At 69.3% G+C, this 19,437-nt stretch carries 19 protein-coding genes and 2 pseudogenes; 9 read left to right on the forward strand and 12 right to left on the reverse strand.

Features of this window, described 5'->3' with window-relative positions; translation table 11 throughout:
* Positions 1–3: 3 nt before the first annotated feature.
* From EJK16_RS10360 to EJK16_RS10375, 4 genes are read right to left on the reverse strand one after another with little or no spacing between them, the layout of a single operon-like run.
* The gene (locus EJK16_RS10360) at positions 4–792 is read right to left on the reverse strand and encodes an SDR family oxidoreductase (protein WP_127128986.1); all 789 of its coding nucleotides are present in this window, start codon (positions 790–792) and stop codon (positions 4–6) included.
* A gap of 33 nt (positions 793–825) precedes the next feature.
* Positions 826–1,908, reverse strand: coding sequence for a phosphotransferase family protein (locus EJK16_RS10365; protein ID WP_127128988.1), 1,083 nt, complete (start codon positions 1,906–1,908; stop codon positions 826–828).
* Positions 1,905–3,209, reverse strand: a complete 1,305-nt coding sequence (locus tag EJK16_RS10370) for an acyl-CoA dehydrogenase family protein (protein WP_127128990.1) — start codon at positions 3,207–3,209, stop codon at positions 1,905–1,907. The genes EJK16_RS10365 and EJK16_RS10370 overlap by 4 nt, the downstream gene beginning before the upstream one ends.
* Before the next feature lie 49 nt (positions 3,210–3,258).
* A complete protein-coding gene (locus tag EJK16_RS10375; protein ID WP_127128992.1) occupies positions 3,259–4,002 on the reverse strand; it encodes an SDR family NAD(P)-dependent oxidoreductase in 744 nt (247 codons plus the stop codon).
* Positions 4,003–4,161: 159 nt separating this feature from the next.
* On the opposite strand from EJK16_RS10375, the gene EJK16_RS10380 reads away from it, so the two are divergent.
* Together EJK16_RS10380 and EJK16_RS10385 are read left to right on the forward strand one after the other, a co-directional pair.
* Positions 4,162–4,977: an enoyl-CoA hydratase/isomerase family protein gene (locus EJK16_RS10380; RefSeq protein WP_127128994.1), complete on the forward strand. Its 816-nt coding sequence runs from the start codon at positions 4,162–4,164 to the stop codon at positions 4,975–4,977.
* A gap of 39 nt (positions 4,978–5,016) precedes the next feature.
* Positions 5,017–6,048: a TIGR03617 family F420-dependent LLM class oxidoreductase gene (locus tag EJK16_RS10385; protein WP_205739702.1), complete on the forward strand. Its 1,032-nt coding sequence runs from the start codon at positions 5,017–5,019 to the stop codon at positions 6,046–6,048.
* A 33-nt stretch (positions 6,049–6,081) separates the two neighbouring features.
* Here EJK16_RS10385 and EJK16_RS10390 read toward each other — a convergent pair whose 3' ends face one another.
* Positions 6,082–6,834 carry an SDR family oxidoreductase gene (locus tag EJK16_RS10390; protein WP_164737284.1) on the reverse strand — a complete coding sequence of 251 codons (753 nt, stop codon included), beginning with the start codon at positions 6,832–6,834 and terminating at the stop codon, positions 6,082–6,084.
* Between the two features lie 136 nt (positions 6,835–6,970).
* On the opposite strand from EJK16_RS10390, the gene EJK16_RS10395 reads away from it, so the two are divergent.
* Genes EJK16_RS10395 through EJK16_RS10405 form a run of 3 tightly spaced genes read left to right on the forward strand, consistent with a single transcriptional unit; the run spans position 6,971 to position 10,014 of the window.
* Positions 6,971–8,005: a phosphotransferase family protein gene (locus EJK16_RS10395; protein ID WP_127128998.1), complete on the forward strand. Its 1,035-nt coding sequence runs from the start codon at positions 6,971–6,973 to the stop codon at positions 8,003–8,005.
* Positions 8,005–9,210, forward strand: coding sequence for an acyl-CoA dehydrogenase family protein (locus tag EJK16_RS10400; protein ID WP_127129000.1), 1,206 nt, complete (start codon positions 8,005–8,007; stop codon positions 9,208–9,210). Before EJK16_RS10395 ends, EJK16_RS10400 begins: the two co-directional genes overlap by 1 nt.
* A 15-nt stretch (positions 9,211–9,225) precedes the next feature.
* Complete coding sequence (locus tag EJK16_RS10405; RefSeq protein ID WP_127129002.1) at positions 9,226–10,014, forward strand: SDR family NAD(P)-dependent oxidoreductase; 789 nt, start codon at positions 9,226–9,228, stop codon at positions 10,012–10,014.
* 12 nt (positions 10,015–10,026) lie between these two features.
* Here EJK16_RS10405 and EJK16_RS10410 read toward each other — a convergent pair whose 3' ends face one another.
* A complete protein-coding gene (locus EJK16_RS10410; RefSeq protein WP_205739704.1) occupies positions 10,027–10,893 on the reverse strand; it encodes a tyrosine-protein phosphatase in 867 nt (288 codons plus the stop codon).
* A gap of 163 nt (positions 10,894–11,056) precedes the next feature.
* Between EJK16_RS10410 and EJK16_RS10415 the strand changes: the two genes are divergently transcribed.
* Positions 11,057–12,058 carry an MBL fold metallo-hydrolase gene (locus EJK16_RS10415; RefSeq protein WP_127129006.1) on the forward strand — a complete coding sequence of 334 codons (1,002 nt, stop codon included), beginning with the start codon at positions 11,057–11,059 and terminating at the stop codon, positions 12,056–12,058.
* 39 nt (positions 12,059–12,097) lie between these two features.
* Here the strand turns inward: EJK16_RS10415 and EJK16_RS10420 are convergent.
* Positions 12,098–12,253: pseudogene (locus EJK16_RS10420) on the reverse strand (putative PEP-binding protein); the annotation flags it as partial.
* On the opposite strand from EJK16_RS10420, the gene EJK16_RS10425 reads away from it, so the two are divergent.
* Positions 12,216–12,503: a hypothetical protein gene (locus EJK16_RS10425; RefSeq protein WP_164737261.1), complete on the forward strand. Its 288-nt coding sequence runs from the start codon at positions 12,216–12,218 to the stop codon at positions 12,501–12,503. The pseudogene EJK16_RS10420 and the gene EJK16_RS10425 overlap by 38 nt on opposite strands.
* A gap of 239 nt (positions 12,504–12,742) precedes the next feature.
* On the opposite strand, the gene EJK16_RS10430 is transcribed toward EJK16_RS10425, so the two are convergent.
* Positions 12,743–13,072 carry a hypothetical protein gene (locus EJK16_RS10430; protein ID WP_127129010.1) on the reverse strand — a complete coding sequence of 110 codons (330 nt, stop codon included), beginning with the start codon at positions 13,070–13,072 and terminating at the stop codon, positions 12,743–12,745.
* 136 nt (positions 13,073–13,208) lie between these two features.
* Here EJK16_RS10430 and EJK16_RS10435 point away from each other — a divergent pair, with 136 nt between their 5' ends.
* Entirely contained in the window at positions 13,209–13,412 is a 204-nt protein-coding gene (locus EJK16_RS10435; protein ID WP_127129012.1) for a hypothetical protein, read from the forward strand.
* A gap of 132 nt (positions 13,413–13,544) precedes the next feature.
* On the opposite strand, the gene EJK16_RS10440 is transcribed toward EJK16_RS10435, so the two are convergent.
* Both EJK16_RS10440 and EJK16_RS19580 read right to left on the reverse strand, forming a co-directional pair.
* Positions 13,545–15,014 (reverse strand): glucose/sorbosone family PQQ-dependent dehydrogenase, encoded by a 1,470-nt coding sequence (locus tag EJK16_RS10440; RefSeq protein WP_127129014.1) that lies wholly within the window; start codon positions 15,012–15,014, stop codon positions 13,545–13,547.
* Between the two features lie 431 nt (positions 15,015–15,445).
* Complete coding sequence (locus EJK16_RS19580) at positions 15,446–16,066, reverse strand: MFS transporter (RefSeq protein WP_370276009.1); 621 nt, start codon at positions 16,064–16,066, stop codon at positions 15,446–15,448.
* Here EJK16_RS19580 and EJK16_RS19585 point away from each other — a divergent pair.
* Positions 15,983–16,458: pseudogene (locus EJK16_RS19585) on the forward strand (SCO6880 family protein); the annotation flags it as partial. The gene EJK16_RS19580 and the pseudogene EJK16_RS19585 sit on opposite strands and share 84 nt — an antisense overlap.
* 285 nt (positions 16,459–16,743) lie before the next feature.
* On the opposite strand, the gene EJK16_RS10450 reads toward EJK16_RS19585, so the two are convergent.
* Positions 16,744–18,171, reverse strand: a complete 1,428-nt coding sequence (locus EJK16_RS10450) for a glucose-6-phosphate dehydrogenase (protein ID WP_240645929.1) — start codon at positions 18,169–18,171, stop codon at positions 16,744–16,746.
* Positions 18,164–19,330, reverse strand: coding sequence for an MFS transporter (locus tag EJK16_RS10455; RefSeq protein WP_255411483.1), 1,167 nt, complete (start codon positions 19,328–19,330; stop codon positions 18,164–18,166). The genes EJK16_RS10450 and EJK16_RS10455 overlap by 8 nt, the downstream gene beginning before the upstream one ends.
* Positions 19,331–19,437 lie beyond the last annotated feature (107 nt).

Genomic DNA, 19,437 nt, shown 5'->3' on the forward strand with positions numbered 1-19,437 from the left:
CGGTCAGTCCGGGAGCGGGTCCAGTTCCGCCATGCGCCGGGCGAAGCCACGCATGCCGCGGATCCACCGCCCGGTGTCCTTCGCCCTGAACTGGTAGTACTCGTGGACCTCCGGGTGGGGCAGGATGAGGAACCGATCGTCGGCCATGGCCTCCCAGACGGTGGCTGCGACGTCACGCGGGGTGAGGATCGTCTGCTCGCCGAACACGTCGGTCACGCCGACCGTGTCGTCGAGCATGCGCGTCTTCACGAGCTGGGGGCAGATCACCTGGAACACCACGCCGCGGTCGCCGTACGAGATGGACATCGACTCTGCGAACGCCACCGCAGCGTGCTTGCTCGCGGTGTAGGGGGCGTTTCCGACCATCGTCACCAGTCCGGCGGACGAGGCGGTCAGGATGAAACGACCCGACCCCCGCTCCCCCCAGGCGGGCAGCAAGTGGCGTGCAGCGCGCACGTGTGCCATGAGGTTGACCTCCAGCGCCTCGTGCCACACCTCGTCCGTGGGTGCCTCGCCGCGGCCCCCCGGGTAGCCGGCGTTCCCGACGAACGTGCCCACGCTGCCCAGGCGCCGAGAGGACTCCTCGATCACCGCGTCGACCCCCTCGGCCGTGCCGACGTCAGCCGCGACCGCCCAGACGCCGAGCCGGTCGGCTGCCTGGTCGAGGGCCTCGCCCGGCAGGTCGGCCAGGAGGACCTCGGCGCCCTCTGCGACGAGACGCTCCGCGATCGCGAACCCGATTCCCCTCGCGCCGCCCGTGACGACGACCCCACCGTCTCCCCATCGCTGCATCCGTTGTCTCCTCCTCGCCGATCTCACCGTGGGTCATGCACCGTGCACGTGCTGCCTGTCGAGCAGCCGGGCGGCCATCCTCGCCGCAACCGGGACGACGGTGGCGTAGTACGCCATGCGCGAGTCCGTGCTCTCCCCGCGCTCGAAGCGCGCGGTGAGCTGCTGCAGCTGGATGGCGGTCTTCCACGCCGCCATCGCCTCGTACCAGGGCAGCCGTCGCAGGTCCAGGTCGAAGGCCTCTGCGTACACCGACGTCAGACGCGCCTTCGACTCCAGGCCCATCCTCTGCTGCCCCGGCCAGAGCATCCGTGCCAGTTCTCCCAGCTCGCCGTCGTCGGGCCAGTAGTTCAGCATCACGCCGAGGTCGAGCAGCGGGTCGCCGATCGTCGTCATGTCCCAGTCGAAGATGGTGCGGACCCGGTCCGGATCACCCACGCGGAACTGGCAGTTGTCGAGCTTGAGGTCGTTGTGGACGAGCGAGACGCGTTGAGGTTGCGGGACGTCCGTCGCGAGCGCCCGCCCCACCTCGTCCATCAACGACGACGTCTCGGGGTCGCCCGGGCGAACTGCGTCCCAGCGCCGCGTCCAGCCCTCGAGCTGACGCAGCACGAATCCGTCCGGACGACCGAGGTCGCCCAGACCGATGGCGTCCGGCTCGATCCGGTGCAGCTCGGCGACCGCCGTGGCAAAGGCCTTCGTCAGTCGCGGGCCCACGTCCGGGAGGTCGCTCATCGACACGGGTACCTCGTCACGGACCACCTCACCGTCGGCGCGGTACTCCATGACGAAGAACGGTGCGCCGAGGACTGCCGTGTCCTCGCAGTACGCCAGGGTCTGAGCAGCACGGTCGAACGCCTGGGACAGTGCGCTGAGCACGCGGTACTCGCGGCGCATGTCGTGAGCCCCAGGAGCGACACGCCCGAAGGGTGGCCGCCGGAGAACAGCACGCCAGGCGCCGTAGGCGATGAGGTACGTGAGGTTCGCCGACCCGTTGGGGAACTGCCGCACCGACAGCTCGCCGGTGACGGCGAGGGTGTCGCGGAGGTACGTGTCCAGTGCCGTCCAGTCGAGCTCCTCGCGGATCTCACCGATCTCCGGGTCGGCTGCCCGGCTCATGACCGGTCCCCCACGACGGCGTCGACGAGGTCGGGATACAGCCGGGCCGCGTGCTCGCGGCGCCGCGGCAGGTGACGGCTCGGCCACATGTCGGGCGCCGGCTCATAGCCCTTGAGCACCTCCCGAGCCAGGGTCACGAGGTGGACCTCCGTGGGTCCGTCACCGAGCGACAGCGCGACCGCCTCATCGAGCAGGTACTTGAACGGCATCTCCGTGGAGACACCGAGCGACCCGTGCAGACGCATCGCCGCCAGCACGACTTCCTGGAGGACGGTCGGCATCGCGGCCTTCACCGCGGCAATGTCACCGCGCACCCGGCGGTAGTCGTTCAGCTCGTCGATCCGCGCAGCCGTACGCAGGACGAGAAGGCGGAAGGACTCCAGCTTGATCCAGGACTCCGCGATGGCAGCTTGGGTCAGCTGCTTGGCAGCGAGCGACTCTCCCCGGGTCTCGCGTGACAGCGCACGCTCGCACATCATGTCGAAGGCGAGTCTCACCTGTCCGACCGTTCGCATCGCGTGGTGAACGCGGCCGCCGCCCAGGCGCGTCTGCGCCACCACGAAGCCCTGCCCGCGCTCACCGAGCAGGTTGTCCCTCGGGACGCGGACGTGGTTGAACCGGACGTAGGCGTGATCGCCGTCGTCCGCCGGCTCGCCGCCGTACGCGACGTGACGAACGAACTCGATCCCCGGCGTCGTGGCGTCGACGAGAAGCGCGGAGATCCGGTCGTGCGCCTTGGGCGCCTGCGGGTCGGTCAGCGCCATGACGATGAGGAACGACGCGAACCGGGCGTTCGAGACGAACCACTTCTCCCCGGAGATGACCCACTCGTCGTTCTCGAGCCGCGCCGTCGTCTCCATCATCAGCGGATCTGCTCCGCCCTGCGGCTCGGTCATGGCGAAGCACGACACGATGTCGTTGGCGAGCAACGGCTCGAGGTATCGCTCCTTCTGCTGCGACGTTCCGTAGTGCGCGAGGATCTCCGCGTTCCCCGAGTCGGGAGCCTGAGCCCCGAACACGATCGGGCCCCAGCGTGTCTGGCCGATGATCTCGTTGAGGAGTGCGAGCTGGACCTGGCCGTAGCCCGGTCCCCCGAGTTCGGGTCCGAGGTGGCAGGCCCACAGTCCCTGCTCTCGTACCTCCTCCTGGAGCGGCGGGATGAGCCGCTGTCGAAGCGGGGAACTCATGTCGAAGGCATGGAAGTCCACGTGCTCGAGTGGCTCGACCTTCTCCCGGACGAACTCCTCCACCCAGTCGAGCTTCTTCTGATACTCCGGATCGGTACTGAAGTCCCACGCCATGCAAGCACTCCTGTCAGGTCAACTCAGCGGTCAGCGAGGTGCGGCGGGATCACGGCCAGCCACCGTCAACACGCAGCAGGGCACCGGTCGTGAAGGAGGAGGTCGCGCCCGCGAGGTGGAGGGCCGCACCGACGACCTCCTCCGGCTCGGCACACCGGCCCAGTGCCAGCGTCGCCTCCAGCTTCTGGCGATACTCGGCGTCCCAGTGCGCGGAGACGTCGGTGAGGAACGGACCGACCTGGATGGTGTTCACCCTGACGGCAGGTCCGAAAGCACGGGCGAAGCCCTCCGTCAGTGCGTGCAGCCCGGCCTTCGCCGCGGCGTACGGCAGGGCGATGGGGTCGGGTCGCATCGCACCGATCGAGCTGATGTTGATGATCGACCCGCTGCCCTGTTCCGCCATCCTCGTCCCGATGAGCGAGCTGAGCCGGAACGGCCCTCTCAGGTTGATGGCGATCGTCTTGTCGAACAGCTCCTCGCTCACCTGGTCCAAGGTGTCGTAGAGCGGAGAGAGCCCCGCGTTGTTGACCAGCACGTCGACCCCTCCGAAGGCGTCGAACGCCGCTTCGACCAGCGCATCGCACTCCGCCCACCGGCTCACGTTGAAGGCGTAGGGCATCGACTCCGCGCCGTAGGTGCGGGTGAGCCGCTCACTGACCTCACGGCACGCCTCGAGCTTCCGGCTCGCCACGATCGTCCGTGCTCCTTGAGCGGCGAAGCCCTCCGCCATCGCCAGGCCCAGGCCACGGCTACCGCCGGTCACCAGGACGACCTTGTTCTCGAGTTCGTGCACCGCAGCTCCGTCTCCTCGTTGCGGAGGACCACCATCGTCCTCACGCCGTCACCGTAGGCGGAGCCGCGGGCCGCACCATGTCCCAATCTCGATCATCGGCTGGCGCGCACGAGAGCGCGGCCCCCATCGTCGGACGGACCGAGAGGAGCCCCGAGGACCATGGACGACTCCACGATCGTCACGGCCGACGATCGGCAGGTTCGGGTCATCACCCTGAACCGGCCGGATCGGCGTAACGCGTTCACGCTCCGTCTGCTGAGTGAGCTCAACGACGCGCTCCGCACGGCGGACGCCGACGACACCGTGCGCGCCGTCGTCGTCACGGGCGCGGGCACTGCGTTCTGCGCCGGCTTGGACACGACCGAGGACCGTGACAGCTTCGAGCGCGACATCGACGAGCTGGACGAGCTCCGCGCGTGGACGCTCGACACCCCCGTCATCGCCGCGATCAACGGGGCTGCCATCGGGGTTGGCCTCACCCTCCCCATCCAGTGGGACCTCCGCGTCGTCGCCGAGGATGCCCCGCTGAGCTTCGCGTTCTCGCGCCTCGGTCTCCTGCCCGAGGCAGGTGCCCACTGGTTCCTGCCTCGTCTGGTCGGGGCGGCGACCGCCATGGATCTCCTCCTGACGGGACGCCGGTTCAGCGGCCGGGAGGCGGTGAGCATGGGGCTGGCGTCCCGTGCCGTCCCACGTAAGCAGGTTCTCGACGCAGCGATGACGATCGCCCATGACATCGCCGACCATGTCTCCCCTCTGTCCGCTGCCCTGGTCAAGCGCCTGCTCTGGCAGTTCCAGGGGGTGAGCGACCCGGCGTGGGCCGTCGACAGGGAGAACGAGATCCTGGGCTGGCTGGGGAACCTGCCCGACGCGCAGGAAGGCATCTCCGCGATGCTGGAGCGGCGCAAGCCGTCCTGGGTCACGAGCAAGCACGCAGTCGAGCCCGAGCCACGGGTACCGCGCTCTCCCCGACGCTGACCGTGGTCCAAGCCCCAGGCACGGAAAGGACGTCCTCTCATGACGAACACGACAACCCGGCTCATGGTCGACGCCATGCTGCCGAGCCAGGTGAGCGTCGGCGACGATGCACGGACACTCGAGGAGCTGGGTTATGACGCCGGCTGGGTGACGGAGACCGCATGGGATCCCTTCGTCTCGGTCACCGCGGCAGCCCTCGGCACCGAGCGACTCGACCTCGGCACCTCGATCGCGGTCGCGCTGGCACGGAACCCGATGTCCCTGGCCACCACCGCGAACCACCTCCAGCAGCTCTCCGGCGGGCGCTTCACGCTGGGGCTCGGAAGCCAGGTCAAGGCGCACATCGAGCGCCGTTTCGGCATGCCGTGGTCGCGCCCCGCCGAGAGGATGCGGGAGTTCGTGCTGGCCGTGCGGGCGATCTGGCACGCGTGGGACTCCGGCGAGCCACTCGAGTTCACCGGTGAGTTCTACAGGCACACCCTGATGACGCCGCTGTTCGACCCGGGACCCAACCCATTCGGGCCACCTCCGGTGTTCCTGGCAGCGGTCGGTCCGTCGATGACCGCGGTCGCAGGTGAGGTCGCCGACGGCTTCCTCGTGGCGCCCCTGGCACCTCCCACCTACATCGCCGACCACGTCCTGCCGGACCTCCGGCGCGGGGCCGAGCGCTCCGCTGCTCCCCGCCCGGGCTTCACCGTCTCCGGCATGCCCTTCGTCTCGTCCGGTCGAGACCAGGCCGAGCTCGATGCTGCCGTCGAGGCGAACCGGGCGCGAGTGGCTTTCTACGCGTCCACGCCCAGCTACTTCCCCGTGATGGACCACCTCGGGCTCGGCGGCCTGCAGCAGAAACTGACCGCACTGTCCAAGCGGCGCGAGTGGGCGGCGATGACCGCCGCGGTCAGCGACGACGTCCTCGAGATCTTCTCGGTGGTGGGGCGGCCCGACGACGTGGTCCCCGAGCTGAACCGTCGCTACGCCGGCCTCGTGGACCGGGTGACGCTCTACTCCGCCGAGCCGTTCGCCGTGGAGCTCCTTGCCGCGATCCTGGCCGCTCCGGCACGGACGACGTAGCGCGCCGGTGGGGCAGCACCGCGAGCCCGCCGGTCAGGCGCGGAGCATCAGCCCGCCGTCGACATCGACCACCTGCGCAGTCATCCCACGGGATCGTTCGCTGCACAGGAACACGGCGGCGTCGGCCACCGCGGCGGCGTCGGCTGCGGGCTGGAGCGGGGAGTTCCTGGCAGCGGCGGCGACCACCTCCTCCGGGGTGATATTCGGACCGACCATGGCCCCAAACGCCTTCGTGTCCATCGGACCGAACCCAAGTGCGTTCACGCGCACCCCGCGGGGACCGAGCTCGAAGGCCAGGTAGCGCACGATCGCCTCCGCGGCCGCCTTCGCCACACCGACCAGACCGTACTTCGGCACGACTCGGGTGGACCCCTTGCTCGTGAGGTAGACGATCGACGTCGTGTCGGTGAAGAGCGTGTCGAACGCCTCCACGGCCCTCACCAGGGACACCGCCGAGACGTCGAGCGCCTCGAGCAACGGGCCGGCCGCTCCCGTCAGGGGGGTCCGCTCGGCCTTGACCGCAGCATGGACGAGCGCGTCGATGGTGTGCCCAGCTTCCTCGACGCGTCGTGCCAGGGCACGGAGCGACTCAGGATTCGTGACGTCACACTGGACGGCCTCACCCCTACCGACCTCCTCGCACAGCGCCCTTGCTGCGGCATCGTCGGTCGCGTACGCCACCCACAGGGGCGCACCGGCGAACTCCTTCGTGAATGCACGGACGATCTCGCCGCCGACACCCGCGGCTCCTCCGAGGAGCACGAGCGCTCCGTTCTTCTGGTTCACTACGAGCCTCTCTGTAGTCCGCAGGCGTTCCGCCGCGCGGTGACACGCTACTGACCAGGCCGGACGCCGCGGCGCCCTCGTCGCAAAATCGAACAGCCCCGCACCGGCGAGCACTCCGTCATATTCAATGCACAGCATGTCCACGCACACCCACGACCTCGTCCGCCTGGACCGACTCGGCCCGGCCCTGGCGGTGGCGACCGGAGACGACGCCTGGCTGCACGTCAGCGCCTCCCTCATCAGTGGCGGCAAGTCCAACCTCACGTTCACACTGTCCAGCGCGGCCGGCGAGCTGGTGCTGCGGCGACCTCCCACGGGGGTCCTGCTGCCAAGCGCGCACGACATGGGCCGAGAGGCTCGGGTGCAGCGGGGCCTGGCCGGTAGCAGGGTCCCGGTGGCGCGGGTCGTGCTCGAGGACGAGGGCGACCTCATCGGCATCAGGTGCTACGTGATGGAGAAGGTGCCGGGCCACATCATCCGGGACGAGCTGCCCGCCGGCTTCGCCACGACCCCAGCCGAGCGCGAGCAGCTGGCGTCCGCGTTCGTCGACACCCTCGCCGCCCTCCACGCCGTGGTCCCGGAGGCACTGGGGCTGGACGACTACGGCCGCCCGGCGGGGTTCATGGAACGCCAGGTGCGGCGATGGACCGGCCAGTGGGAAAGGAGCAAGACCCACGACGTCCCCGAGATCGACGAGCTGGGGCGCCGGTTGGCGACGCGGGTCCCCCACCAGCAGCGCGGCACCATCGTCCACGGCGACTACCGGATGGACAACGTCGTGGTCAGCCCGACCGACCCGGGACGGATCAATGCCGTGCTGGACTGGGAGCTCTCCACCCTCGGGGACCCGCTGACCGACGTTGCGTTCTTGACGCTCTTCTGGCGCGGCGCCGAGGAGCCGCAGCTCAGTCTCGCGCCTGGCGTGAGCCACCTGCCGGGCTTCCCTGACCGCGCCGCACTGCTGGAGCGGTATGCCACCGCCTCCGGAGCCGACCTGTCCGACATCGGCTACTACCAAGCGTTCGCCCACTACAAGTTCGCGATCATCGTCCAGGGTGTGGCGGCCCGCTCCGCCGCCGGTGCGATGGGCGGCCAGGACTTCGGTGACCTCGACGACGAGATCCTCGGTCTGGCGCAGGCCGGGCTCGACCACATCCAAGGAGACAGTTGATGGACTTCGCCCTGTCGGCCAAGGCCCAGGAGACCTGCGAGGACATGTGGGACTTCATGCGGTCCCACGTCTTCCCGTCCGAACCGGTCTGGGACGCCCACCTCGCCGAGCACGGCGCGCACTCGACCCCGCCGGTCATCGAGGACCTCAAGGCCGAGGCACGCCGGCGGGGACTGTGGAACCTTTTCCTCCCCAAGCTGTCTGGCCTGTCCAACCTCGAGTACGCAGCCGTCGCGGAGATCTCCGGCTGGTCCCCCGTCATCGCCCCGGAAGCGATCAACTGTCAGGCTCCCGATACGGGGAACATGGAGACCCTCGAGCTCTTCGCGACGCCGGAGCAGCGCGAGCGCTGGCTCGATCCGCTCCTCGCCGGGACGATCCGGTCTGCCTTCGCCATGACCGAGCCGGATGTCGCGTCCTCCGATGCCACGAACATCACGACGAGCATCACCCGTGACGGCGACGACTACGTCATCAACGGCCGGAAGTGGTGGATCACCGGAGTCGCCGACCGGCGTTGCGAGATCTTCATCGTGATGGGCAAGACCAACCCGGACGCGGAGACCCACCGACAGCAGTCGATGATCCTGGTCCCGCGCGACACGGCCGGAGTGACGGTCGAGCGCCACCTCCCCGTCTTCGGCTTCCAGGACCAGCACGGCCACTCCGAGATCACCTTCGACGACGTTCGTGTCCCGGTCACCAGCCTGCTCGCCGACGAAGGCGACGGCTTCACGATCGCCCAGGCCCGCCTCGGCCCCGGACGCATCCACCACGCGATGCGCGCGATCGGGATGGCCGAACGCGCCTTGGCCCTCATGGTCGACCGCGCCAAGAACCGAGTGGCGTTCGGCAAGCACCTCTCCGAGTACGCCAACGTGCAGGACATGATCGCGGACTCCCGCATCGAGATCGACCAGGCACGCCTGCTCGTCTACAACGCCGCCTGGCTCATCGACAAGCACGGCGCCAAAGGTGCGCGGACGGAGATCTCCGAGATCAAGGTCGCCGCCCCCGCCGTGGCCATCGGAGTCATCGACCGCGCCATCGAGGTCTTCGGCGCCATGGGGGTCTCCAACGACACGGTCCTGGCTGGTCTGTACGCCTGGGCCCGAGCGCTCCGCGTCGTCGACGGACCCGATGCCGTCCATCGCCGCACCATCGCCCGCAGGGAACTCAAGAAGAGCCCGCCGTTCATCGGCTGAGAGTCGGAGGCAAGCATGACACAGGCATTCAGCACGGTGGACCTCTTGGAACGATTCCGTCTCGATGACAAGGTCGTCGTCATCACGGGCGCGAGCTCAGGCCTGGGTCTCGGGTTCGCCCGGGCCTTGGCCGCTGTGGGCGCGACCCTCGTGCTCGCCGCCCGACGGGAGGACCGCCTCACTGCCCTGGCGGACGAGCTGCGCGCCGCAGGGACGAGCGTGCTCGTGCACCGGACCGATGTCTCCCTCCAGGCGGAGTGCGAAGCGCTGGCCAGTGCCGCGGTCGCGGAGTTCGGGCGCATCGATGTCCTGGTCAACAACGCCGGCGTCGGACCTGCCGGTCCTGCGCTGCGCGAGGACCCGCAGGTCTTCCAGGACACCATCGACATCAACCTCGTCGGCACCTACCGTGTCGCGGTTGCCTGCGCCCCGCACATGCCCAAGGGGTCATCGATCGTCAACATCGCGAGCGTCGTGGGACTGGTGGCATCCCTGTCCCCCCAGGCGCACTACGCCGCGAGCAAGGCCGGCGTCCTCGGTCTCACCCGCGACCTTGCACAGCAGTGGTCGGCTCGGCGCGGGATACGGGTAAACGCCCTGTGCCCGGGATACTTCGCCAGCGAGATGACGACGTCCAAGGGGGAGGACTTCCTCCGCGAGATGGTCGCAGACAACAGCATCCTGGGCCGGTTCGGCGAGCAGGAGGAGCTTGACGCAGCACTCCTCTTCCTCGCCTCGCGGGCCTCGTCCTACATGACCGGAGGGTCCTTGGTCGTCGACGGCGGCCTCACCGCGACTCTGTGACCCCGCCTGGTGTCAGGGCATCGGGTCGGCTTCGCGGAGGACCGGACGATGGTCGTGTGGCTCGCTCCCCACGATGCGGTCGACCCACTGCTCGAGCTGTGCCTCACTGACCCCCCTCATGGTCAGCCAGCCCCGCACGCCCCCGTAGGTTCGGTCGACATGGCCAAGAACCGCCTCGATGGCTGCCGGCGTGACGAAGTCAGCGTCGAGGGGGACCGATCCCAGCGCACCGGCCCGTGCCAGACGCGCCATGCACGCCTTGATGTTGCCCTCGGTCCTGCGGTAGTCCGCAACGATCTCGCCGGCTTCCACCCCCGCGGCGCGCAGCAGCAGAGCCACGACGACGCCGGTTCTGTCGCGGCCCGCCGCGCAGTGGACCAGGGTGGGCCCAGGGCTGTCCAGGACGGCCGCGACTGCGGCGGTCACCGCGTCTCCGCGCCTCTCCAGCCAGCGGATGTACATGGTGGTGAAGTAGGCGCCGAGGTCTGCGTTCCCGGGCAGCTCTCGACCCGCCGCGGCACCCCTGTCGACCTCGTCGGTGACCACGGGGCGCCGGCGGACCTCTGCAGCATCCGCCAGCGGGTGGGCGCTGCCACGCCACTCGCCAGGAGACCGCAGGTCCACGACCGTCCTGGGCGGCCACACCGCCGCGCCCTCCGGCACGTCGTCACCAGCGAGCGGCACATCGCTGCGGTACAGCACGCCACTCCTCGTCGGGCTGCCTGCGGCGGTGAGCAGCCCACCGACGTCTCGGAAGTTGGTGAGGCCGGTCTCGCTCCGTTGCACGGACTCGCCGTACCTCACCGCCGCGACCGCTCGGGCAGCCCGACCCTGGTCAAGCACATGGAGATCGCCTTTCACCGCGACAATAGTCAGCACTCCCGAGGGTAGACCGACTCTCCTTGTGCAGTAGGTCGCGCATTCCAGGTGTTTCAATTCGGCACACTCGGGAGAAATCCTTGGACAGGGGGCCGGGCGGCCGTTTCATCGCAATGTGCGACAGTCGGTCCCTCGCCATCGGGGGGCCGCTACGATCGGGCCGATGATCGAGATCACGGGCTCCGCGCAGTACGACGCCTGGCACGCCCGCACACTCCCACCGGTGGAGCAGCTGGCCGCGAACGTGTGGGTCGTTCCCGTTCCGTGTCCGTACAGCATTCGCCACACCTTCAGCTATGTGCTGAGCAATGACGCCGGGGAATTCCTCGTCGTCGATCCCGGCTGGGACGAGGACACCGGGCGTCACCAGCTCACCAGCGCCATCGAGAAAGCAGGTTTGCGGCTGTCACGGCTGGTCGGAGTCGTCGTCACCCACGCCCACTCCGACCACCTGGCCATGGCGCCCTGGCTGGCCTCGGCGAGCGGTGCGTGGGTCGGCACGCACCGGGTCGAGGCCGCCAGCATCCGGCGCCTCATGACGAGCGACCGGACCACCCGGGCGCAGGCCGACCGGCTGTGGCTGGAGGACGGGGGAACTCCGGCACAGGTCACCGCCGAGCTCCTCCGGGCCGAACCGTGGGTGCCACGGGCGCTCGAGACCTCTCTGCGAGAGCTCGAGCACGACGAGCTGCTCCCCCTGGAGGGACGCGACGTCCGCGTCCTCTTCACCCCCGGGCACACCGCGGGTCACCTCAGCGTCGTCGACGCGGACAACCGTGTCATCCTCACCGGGGACCACGTGCTGCCGACGATCTCATCCAACGTCGGCGTCGGGCCGCACGAACCGGACCGCAACTCCGTCGCCGAGTATCTCGGCTCGCTCGCCACGGTGGAGCCGTGGGCGGACTTCGAGGTCCTTCCCGCCCACCAGTACCGGTTCCGTGGGTTGGCCGACCGAACGGCCGAGCTCCGGGCGCACCAGGCAGAGCGCTCCGCGGAGATCCGTGAGCTGCTCGGCGACCAGCCACACGCGACGGTCTGGCAGATCGCCGAGAGGATCACGTGGTCCCGTGGCTGGGAGAACCTCGACTCGCCCAACCGCCGGATGGCTCTCATGGAGGTCACGGCCCACCTGCGACACCTGCGGATGCGGAGCCTCGCCTGAGCCGTCGGCACGCACTCTCGGGTCGCCGTCGTCTCCCCGTCAGGCCGTCGCGTCCGCCCCTGCCATCACTGCCGCCCGTCCGGCCTCCAACCGCGCGACCGGTACCCGATAGGGCGAGCAGGAGACGTAGTCCAGCCCGGCCCGGTGGAAGAAGTGGATGGACTCGGGGTCGCCGCCGTGCTCCCCGCACACGCCCGGTAAGTCCGACACCGCAGTGATCGACTTCGACACCGCCGACGAGATCCGGGCGGCGTTCGAGCCGTACTACCGCACCACCGTTCTGACCGGAGAGACCGACCCCGACAAGCTCCACGATCTGCAGGCCGCGCTCGCCCGCGCCGGGGTGTACTCGGACGAGGACGTCGATCGGTCGCAGCTTGACCCGATCCTCGACCGCTGCGCAGCCGAGTACATCGAGCAGTTCGACGAGGATGAGCAGATCTAGTTCAAGAGCCAGGCCAAGGCCTTCGTGCGGACGTACTCGTTCCTGCAGGGAGTCGATCAGGTCAAGGACGTCCCCGTAGTCGTGCAGGTGCTCGGCGGTCGCGGTCTCGGCGAGCGCACAAAAGTCATCACGCGTTCCCTTCCGATTATGACCAGAACGACCTCTGCCCTGTTCTCGGCGGACAGGTGTGCGCGTCGGACCAACGGCTACTGCACCGGCCACCGCTGGTAGGCCTCCACTCAGCGCTCGGTGCGACGGCGTACGGTCCGGTAGACCCAGACGACCGGGCTGCGGATGGCGACGTGGGCGAACTTGATCGTGTTTATCACGCCCCACAGCGTCGGCACCCACCACCAGCCTGAGCCGGCAGCGTCCAAGTACTCCCCGCTCCAGGTCATCGCCAGGTAGTACACGGGCGTCAGAGCGACGCCGACGGGAAGGCCCCACTTGATCCAAGGGTCGGTGCTGGCCCAGCGGACCGGGTAATTCGTTGGCATCCATACCTGGAAGAAGGCGTAGGCGCGGAGCCCGAGTGCGAACCAGAACCGGAGGATGACGTAGAAGAGCACGATGTCGCCCCTCGTTCATGGCCGGTTCGCGAGAGCCGGCCTCTCGCGAAGGGTGCGCACAAACGGTCCCGTCGGGCGTGGGCGGACGGTGAGGTTGTGGACAACTCGCTCCTGTGGACGGCCCTAACCGGCTCCTGTGACCCGATGCGCGCCGGGGCGACGAGACGAGCGGTTCCTGGTCACCGCTCGCGGCGGTCCGGCGCTCGGGTCGGATTGCGGCGCGCTCCGCCCCCGGGCCGGCCGCGAGCTCGCGGAGATGGTCGCCGACGGGGAGAACGGCGGGCCGGCGGACCTCTACGCCGACGTCCCCTCCTTCGACCAGATGCTCGGCGGCATGTAGCCCGAGCCCCAGACCGGCCGGCGCAGGCAGCCCCCGCCCGCGCCGGCCGAGCACGATGGCCGCGTCCCACAGGGACGCGGCCATCGTCGTCCCCCAGCCCCTCGCGTGCCGGTGCCGCGCGCTGTGCGGTCCTCAGTCGGTTGACCCGTCGTAGCGGAAGGTGAGGATCGCTCCGGGGTTCTGGAGCTCGGACGTGGCATCGCCGTTGGTGCCGCGGGCGAGGCCGCCGCTGTCGGTGGCGACGTAGATTGTGCTCCCGTCAGGGCTGACGGCGGTGTCCCGGTACCGGTTGACGCTGGTGAACAGGGGCAGCGCACCGTTGACCCGGGTGCCGTTACCGTCGAGCAGCGGCAGGCGGTAGAGGGTGCCGTTCTTGAGAGTGGGCATGAGGAACGAGTTCTCCCACCCGGGGATCGCGTCGTCGGAGTAGAAGTCCAGGCTGGCCGGGGCGACGGTGGGGTAGCAGATGAAGAAGAACCCTGACGGCGCGCACGCCGCGCCGCGGAAGTTGTAGTCGGGCGGCACGGTGTAGAAGGTCCGCAGCGGGGGCACGAACGCGGGGTCGTTGAACTCGTGCTCGGCCATCTGGGGGACAGCGTCGGGGATCTCGAAGGCGTTGTACTTCTCCGGGGTGCACTCGGGCCATGCGGCCCAGTTCCCAAAGACGTATGCGCTGTCGTCCTTGTACCCGGCGACGTTCGGCCAGCCGTAGTTGCCGCCAGCCCGGAGGAGGTTCAGCTCGTCGTCGCTCTTGGGTCCCTGCTCGGAGGAGTAGATCCGGTCCTTGGGGCCCACCACGAGGCCCTGGGCGTTGCGATGCCCGTAGGTGAAGATGTGGCTGCGCACGCCCTTGAGCTTGGGGTTATCCCTGGGGATGGAGCCGTCCGGGTTCAGCCGCAGCGTCTTGCCCTGGTAGGCGGTCCAGTCCTTGTTCTCGATCTCGTTCTGCGTGGGCAGGCGCTGGGCCTGGTTCACCTTGCAGGCGTTGAGGTCCTGAAGGTTGCCGCGGTCGCCGATCGTGTAGTGGAGGGTGCCGTCGGGGCGGAAGATCAGTCGGCCGGAGTTGTGGTCGTCGCTCGCGATCAGGTTCTCGATGAGGACCTTCGGCTCGCCCAGGGTCTCGGTATCCGCGTCGTAGGTGTACCGGACGATGCGCTGGCGCCGGTCGATCTGCTCACCCTCGGGGCCTTGCCCGCCGCCGTCGTAGGTGTAGGAGAGGTACACGTACTGGTTCCGGTTCCCGTCGAGCAGGTCCGGGTGCAGGGCCATGCCCAGCAGGCCGTCCTGCTCGCCGGGCGTCGTCAGGACGTCGGGGATGGTCAGCGCCGTCTTCTTCTCGCCGGTCTCGGGATTGACGCGGGTGACCCGGCCGGCTGTGCGCTCGGTCGTCCAGATCATCCCGTCGGGCCCGAACGTGATCTCGAACGGGTCGGACAGGCCGGTCGCCAGCACCGACCGGGTGAAGTCGGCGTCGGTCGCCGGCTGCTCCTGGGCGAGGTCCTCAGGGTGTTCTTGGTCGCGGTCCTGTGCGGCTGCGCTGGGTAGCCCCAGGGCGAGCGGGATGATAGCGGCCCCCAGGGCCGCCGCCCGAATACGTTTCATGGCTGCTCTCCGGTTCGTCGGGCGGTGCGCCCGTGCCTGCTGGTCCCGGGCGCGCTCGAGGAGGACGCCCGCCGGTGTGGTCGTGCCCGGGCGGCCCCTCTCCCCTCGCCGACGCCGGCGCCCGGAGGTCCTTGCGGGGGTGGGCGACGCGTGGAGGTCGTGAAACGAGTGCTGCCCGAGGGTTGGGTGGCCTCGGCGTTCATTGCCCTCGGGGAGCGGACGGCGCACCGTAGTGGGCGCCATGGCGCAGGCGGTCGGCCGTGTCTGAGAGGCCGGACGAACCCGGGCGCTATGCCACCGCGCCGGGTCCTCTCTCGCCGGGAGGCACGCTACTCCTCCACCGGTCCCGGGCACAGGGCCGACGGGACAGGACGACCGCGAGGCCCAATTAGGGGCTGGTGACCTCGCCCGGGGTGCCGTGGCGCGCCGGGTCAGGCGGGCAGGTGCCAACTGGTGACCGGCTCATCGCGCGCCAGATCCCGCGCTCGGGCCAGCAGCTTGCGGTCCTCGCCCGTGGTCCGGTCCCGCTCCTGGCGGATGTGCTCACGCCAGGTGGGCAGGGTGTAGACCTCGGTGAACACGTTTGGGTCTTCCAGGGAGCGGGTCATCCTCCAACTGGTGGCACCGGTGCGCAGCCGGAAGAGGCGCACCTGGGCCATCGCGCGCACGGAGTCGGCCTCGTGCTCGGCGTCGACCCGATAGGTCGTGACGACCGTAACCGGGCCGGCGCAGGGGTCCGCCCTCTCCTGCGGGTCGATCAGCGCGTCCTTGGCCGGCTCGATGGTGCGGTCCAGGTTGCCCATGGTCGCCGGCAAGGGCCACATCGCGATGCTCAGGGGGATGAGCAGGAGCAGCAGCCCACTCGCCGCGAGCCTGACCGGGTACCCGAAGGCTGGGGCGGCGACACCCACACGGCGGACCCCGCCGCCTGAGCGCCCTGCATGACGAACATGTAGGCCGCCAGGCTCCGGGCACGCACCCACGGTGCCCACCACGCCGTGCTGTGGATCTCCGAATGGCCGCGCTCCCTGGTCTACCCCGACTTCCTCCACCCCGTACTCCTCGCCTCCGGCGTGCGGCGAACGTTCTCCATGCTGTTCACGCCCGTCCGCGCCGACGTCGCCGCGCGCGACATCCGTAAAAAGAAGACCGAGCACATCTCCGACGCGGCCCAACGCGCCCGCATCGGTCAGATGGAAGACGCCGCCCAGTCCGCCGAGAACACCGACGTCCTCCAGCAGGAGACCGACCTCACCACCGGGCACGGCATCCTGCGCGCCGTCGGCCTCGTCTCGGTCAGCGCCCCCACTCCAGACGAGCTCGAACGCGCAGTCGCCTCCATCGAGCAAGCCGCGATCCAGGCGTCGTGCGAGACCCGGCGCCTGTGGGGCCAGCAGGCCCAGGCGTTCGCCGCAGCAGCGCTCCGCTGTGCCGAGCGGTCTAGCGCTGTGGACGCATGAAACACCGGACGCTAGATCTCGAACCTTGGAAGAGTCGACCTATGTCGACCCACTGTCTTGACCACCGTGACGACTACGCCGGGGGCGAAGCCGGCAGTGGTGATCGTCAGCGTGCGCTGCGGTTGTGGGCGAGGATGAGACGAGGGACAAGGCAGAGCGGCACCCCGACAACTCCAAGGTCGGTGGGTAGCTCTGCACCCGGTCTGACCGTCCGATCGACCGTTCGCCTCGTCCGGGACCCGCTTGAGTCGCGGCTCGCCGGGAGGTGTCTACGTCAGCGTGCGCTCTCCGCGGGAGGTTGCCCAGCCCTCTGGTCCGTTGGAGCCGGCGGGATAGGTCTCGAGGGGGACGGTGTCTGCGGCCCACGCCGCGAGGGTTGGCTCCACGATTCGCCAGCACTCGACCGCGGCGTCCCCCCGGACGAACAACAGCGGGTCACCGGTGAGCACCCCCTCCAGCACCTGTCCGTACGGGAGCAGGTCCGACTCCGCCAGGTGTGTCCGCAGCACGACCCGGTCCAGGGAGAACACGTCACCCGGGCTGTTGACGTCGAACTCGATACCGACGATCTCGGGGGCGAAGCCGATGCGGATGCGGGCCGGTGACTGGTGGCCCGCGAAACCCGTGGGCAGGTGGGGCACGGGCTTGAAGGTGACGATTGCCTCTTTGTGGTAACGCGCCAGCGACTTCCCCGAGCGCAGGATGAAGGGCACCCCCGCCCACCGCCAGTTGTGGATCCCGACCTTAACCTCGGCCAGCGTCTCGGTCTTCCCGTCCGGGTCGACGCCGGGCTCGTCCAGGTAGTTCGGCACCCACCGGTCGCCGATGGTTCCGGCGGTGTAACGGGCCCGCCTGGTGCTCCCGGCAAGGTCGTCGCCGATCGCGGCGGCACGCAGGACGGTGGTGATCGCGTCTCGCACGTCGCGCTGGTCCAGGGTGGCGGGAGGCTCCATGGCGAGAAGCGCCATGACGATGAGCAGGTGGCTCTGGATCATGTCCCGCAGAGCACCGGTCGAGTCGTAGTAGCCGGCGCGTCCCTCCAGGGTCAGGTCCTCGTCGAAGGTGATCTCTACCTTCTCGACGTACCTTCCGCTCCATACCGGCTCGAGCAGGGGGTTGGCGAAGCGGAGACCGAGGATGTTCACGACCGTGGGGGAGGCCAGCCAGTGGTCGACCCGGAACACGTGGTCCTCGGGCACCAGGGTCGCCAGCGTGGCGTTCAGGGAGCGCGCCGCCTCCTGGCTGGTCCCGAAGGGCTTCTCCAGGGCGAGGCGGGTGCCTGCCGGTAGGTCGGCGGGTGTGAGCAGCTCGCTCGCCTGCTGGGTGACCTGGGGTGGCAGCGCGAAGTACAGGGCGACGGGTGGCTCGACCGACGCGATCAGTCCGGCCAGTGCGCCCGGCGCCGTGACGTCGAGCTCGTGATAGGTGGCGGAGTCCACCATCCGTTCCAGCGCAGCGCGTTGCGTCGCGTCGCTGTCCGCGGCGGTTGTCGCGAAGGACTCCCGGACCCGGTCCTGCCACTGCTCGTCCGTCCAGTCGCTGGTGCTGGTTCCGACCAGCCGGAGGCCGGGCGCCGAGCCACGGCCCACCAGGCTGGCCAGGCCCGGTAGCAGCAGGCGGCCGGTCAGGTCTCCGGACGCACCGAGGATCACGAGCGTCCGGATCTGGGGCTTGCCCTGCCCCGTCGTGTCAGTCAAGGACCTTCACCTTCGTCTCCGGCAGCACCCGCAGCGCGAAGATCAGCGCCAGCACCGCGAACGCGGTGTAGATCCCGTACGCGAAGCTGAGCCCCACACCGGCGAGCACGGGGAAGGTGAAGGTCACGGCCCAGTTGGTCAGCCAGTTCACGGCGGTGCACAGCGCCACCGCGATGGTGCGCGTGCCGCTGTCGAACAGCTCTGCGAGCATCAGCCACATCACCGGTCCCCAGGTCACGCCGAAACCCACGGCGAACACGTTGATCGCGATCAGAGCGGCGATCCCGGCGCCCTGACCGATGGCGAGACCACCTCCGGCCCCCGTCGGGGTGGCGGAGGCGAAGCACACTGTCAGGGTGCCGAGCGCCGGCACCATGACTGCCGCCCCAGCCACGAGCAGCGTCCGCCGACCGACCCTGTCCATCACGAGTATCGCGACAACGGTCGAGGCGATGCTCACACAGACCGTGAAGATGCTGATCCCGAACGAGGCGCCCGTCGAGAACCCGACGACCTGCCATAGCGTGTTCGAATAGCTCTTGACGATGTTGATTCCGACGAGCTGCTGGAACGCGGCCAGCAGGAGGCCGACCCACACGATCGGCTTCAGCCCGAACCGGGACCCGCGCAAGACCTTGAGCGAGGGCACCTTGCTCGTTCCCGCCAGGCTCTCCTTCATGGCCGCCAGGTGGTCGCGAACCCCCTGGCCCCGGCCACCGACCTTGACCACCAGGGCCCCTGCCTGCGACTCCCTCCCCCGGCGCAGCAGATCCGCCGGGGACCTCGGCAGTAAATGGGTGATCACCACGTAGCCCGACGCGAGAACCGCCACCACGACGAACATCCACCGCCACGCGGCTCCGCCCCACCACAGGGGCGCCGACTCGGAGCCGGCCCATCGCGCCAGCGCGTAGCCAGAGAGCAGGCCGAGCAGCTGCCCGATCACGATGGCGAACTGCCAGAACGTGCCGAGACGTCCCCGGATGCTCGTCGGCGCGATCTCGGACACGTAGGACGGCACGACGGCGCTGGCCGCGCCGACGCCCACGCCGGTCACCAACCGGCAGACCGTCAGCAGCCCCGGAGAACCAGTGAATGCGGCACCGACCGATCCGAGCACGATCGCGATGCCGGCCATGAGCACCCGTCCGCGCGGCAACCGGGCCAGCGAACCAGGCGCCGACGGCGCAGCCGATCAACGAGATCGCGGTCACGAAACCGACTTCACCGGCGCGCAGCGCCATCGTCTCCCGGATGCCGTTGATC

Source organism: Georgenia sp. SYP-B2076 (genome assembly GCF_003991205.1).
Lineage (GTDB): Bacteria > Actinomycetota > Actinomycetes > Actinomycetales > Actinomycetaceae > Georgenia.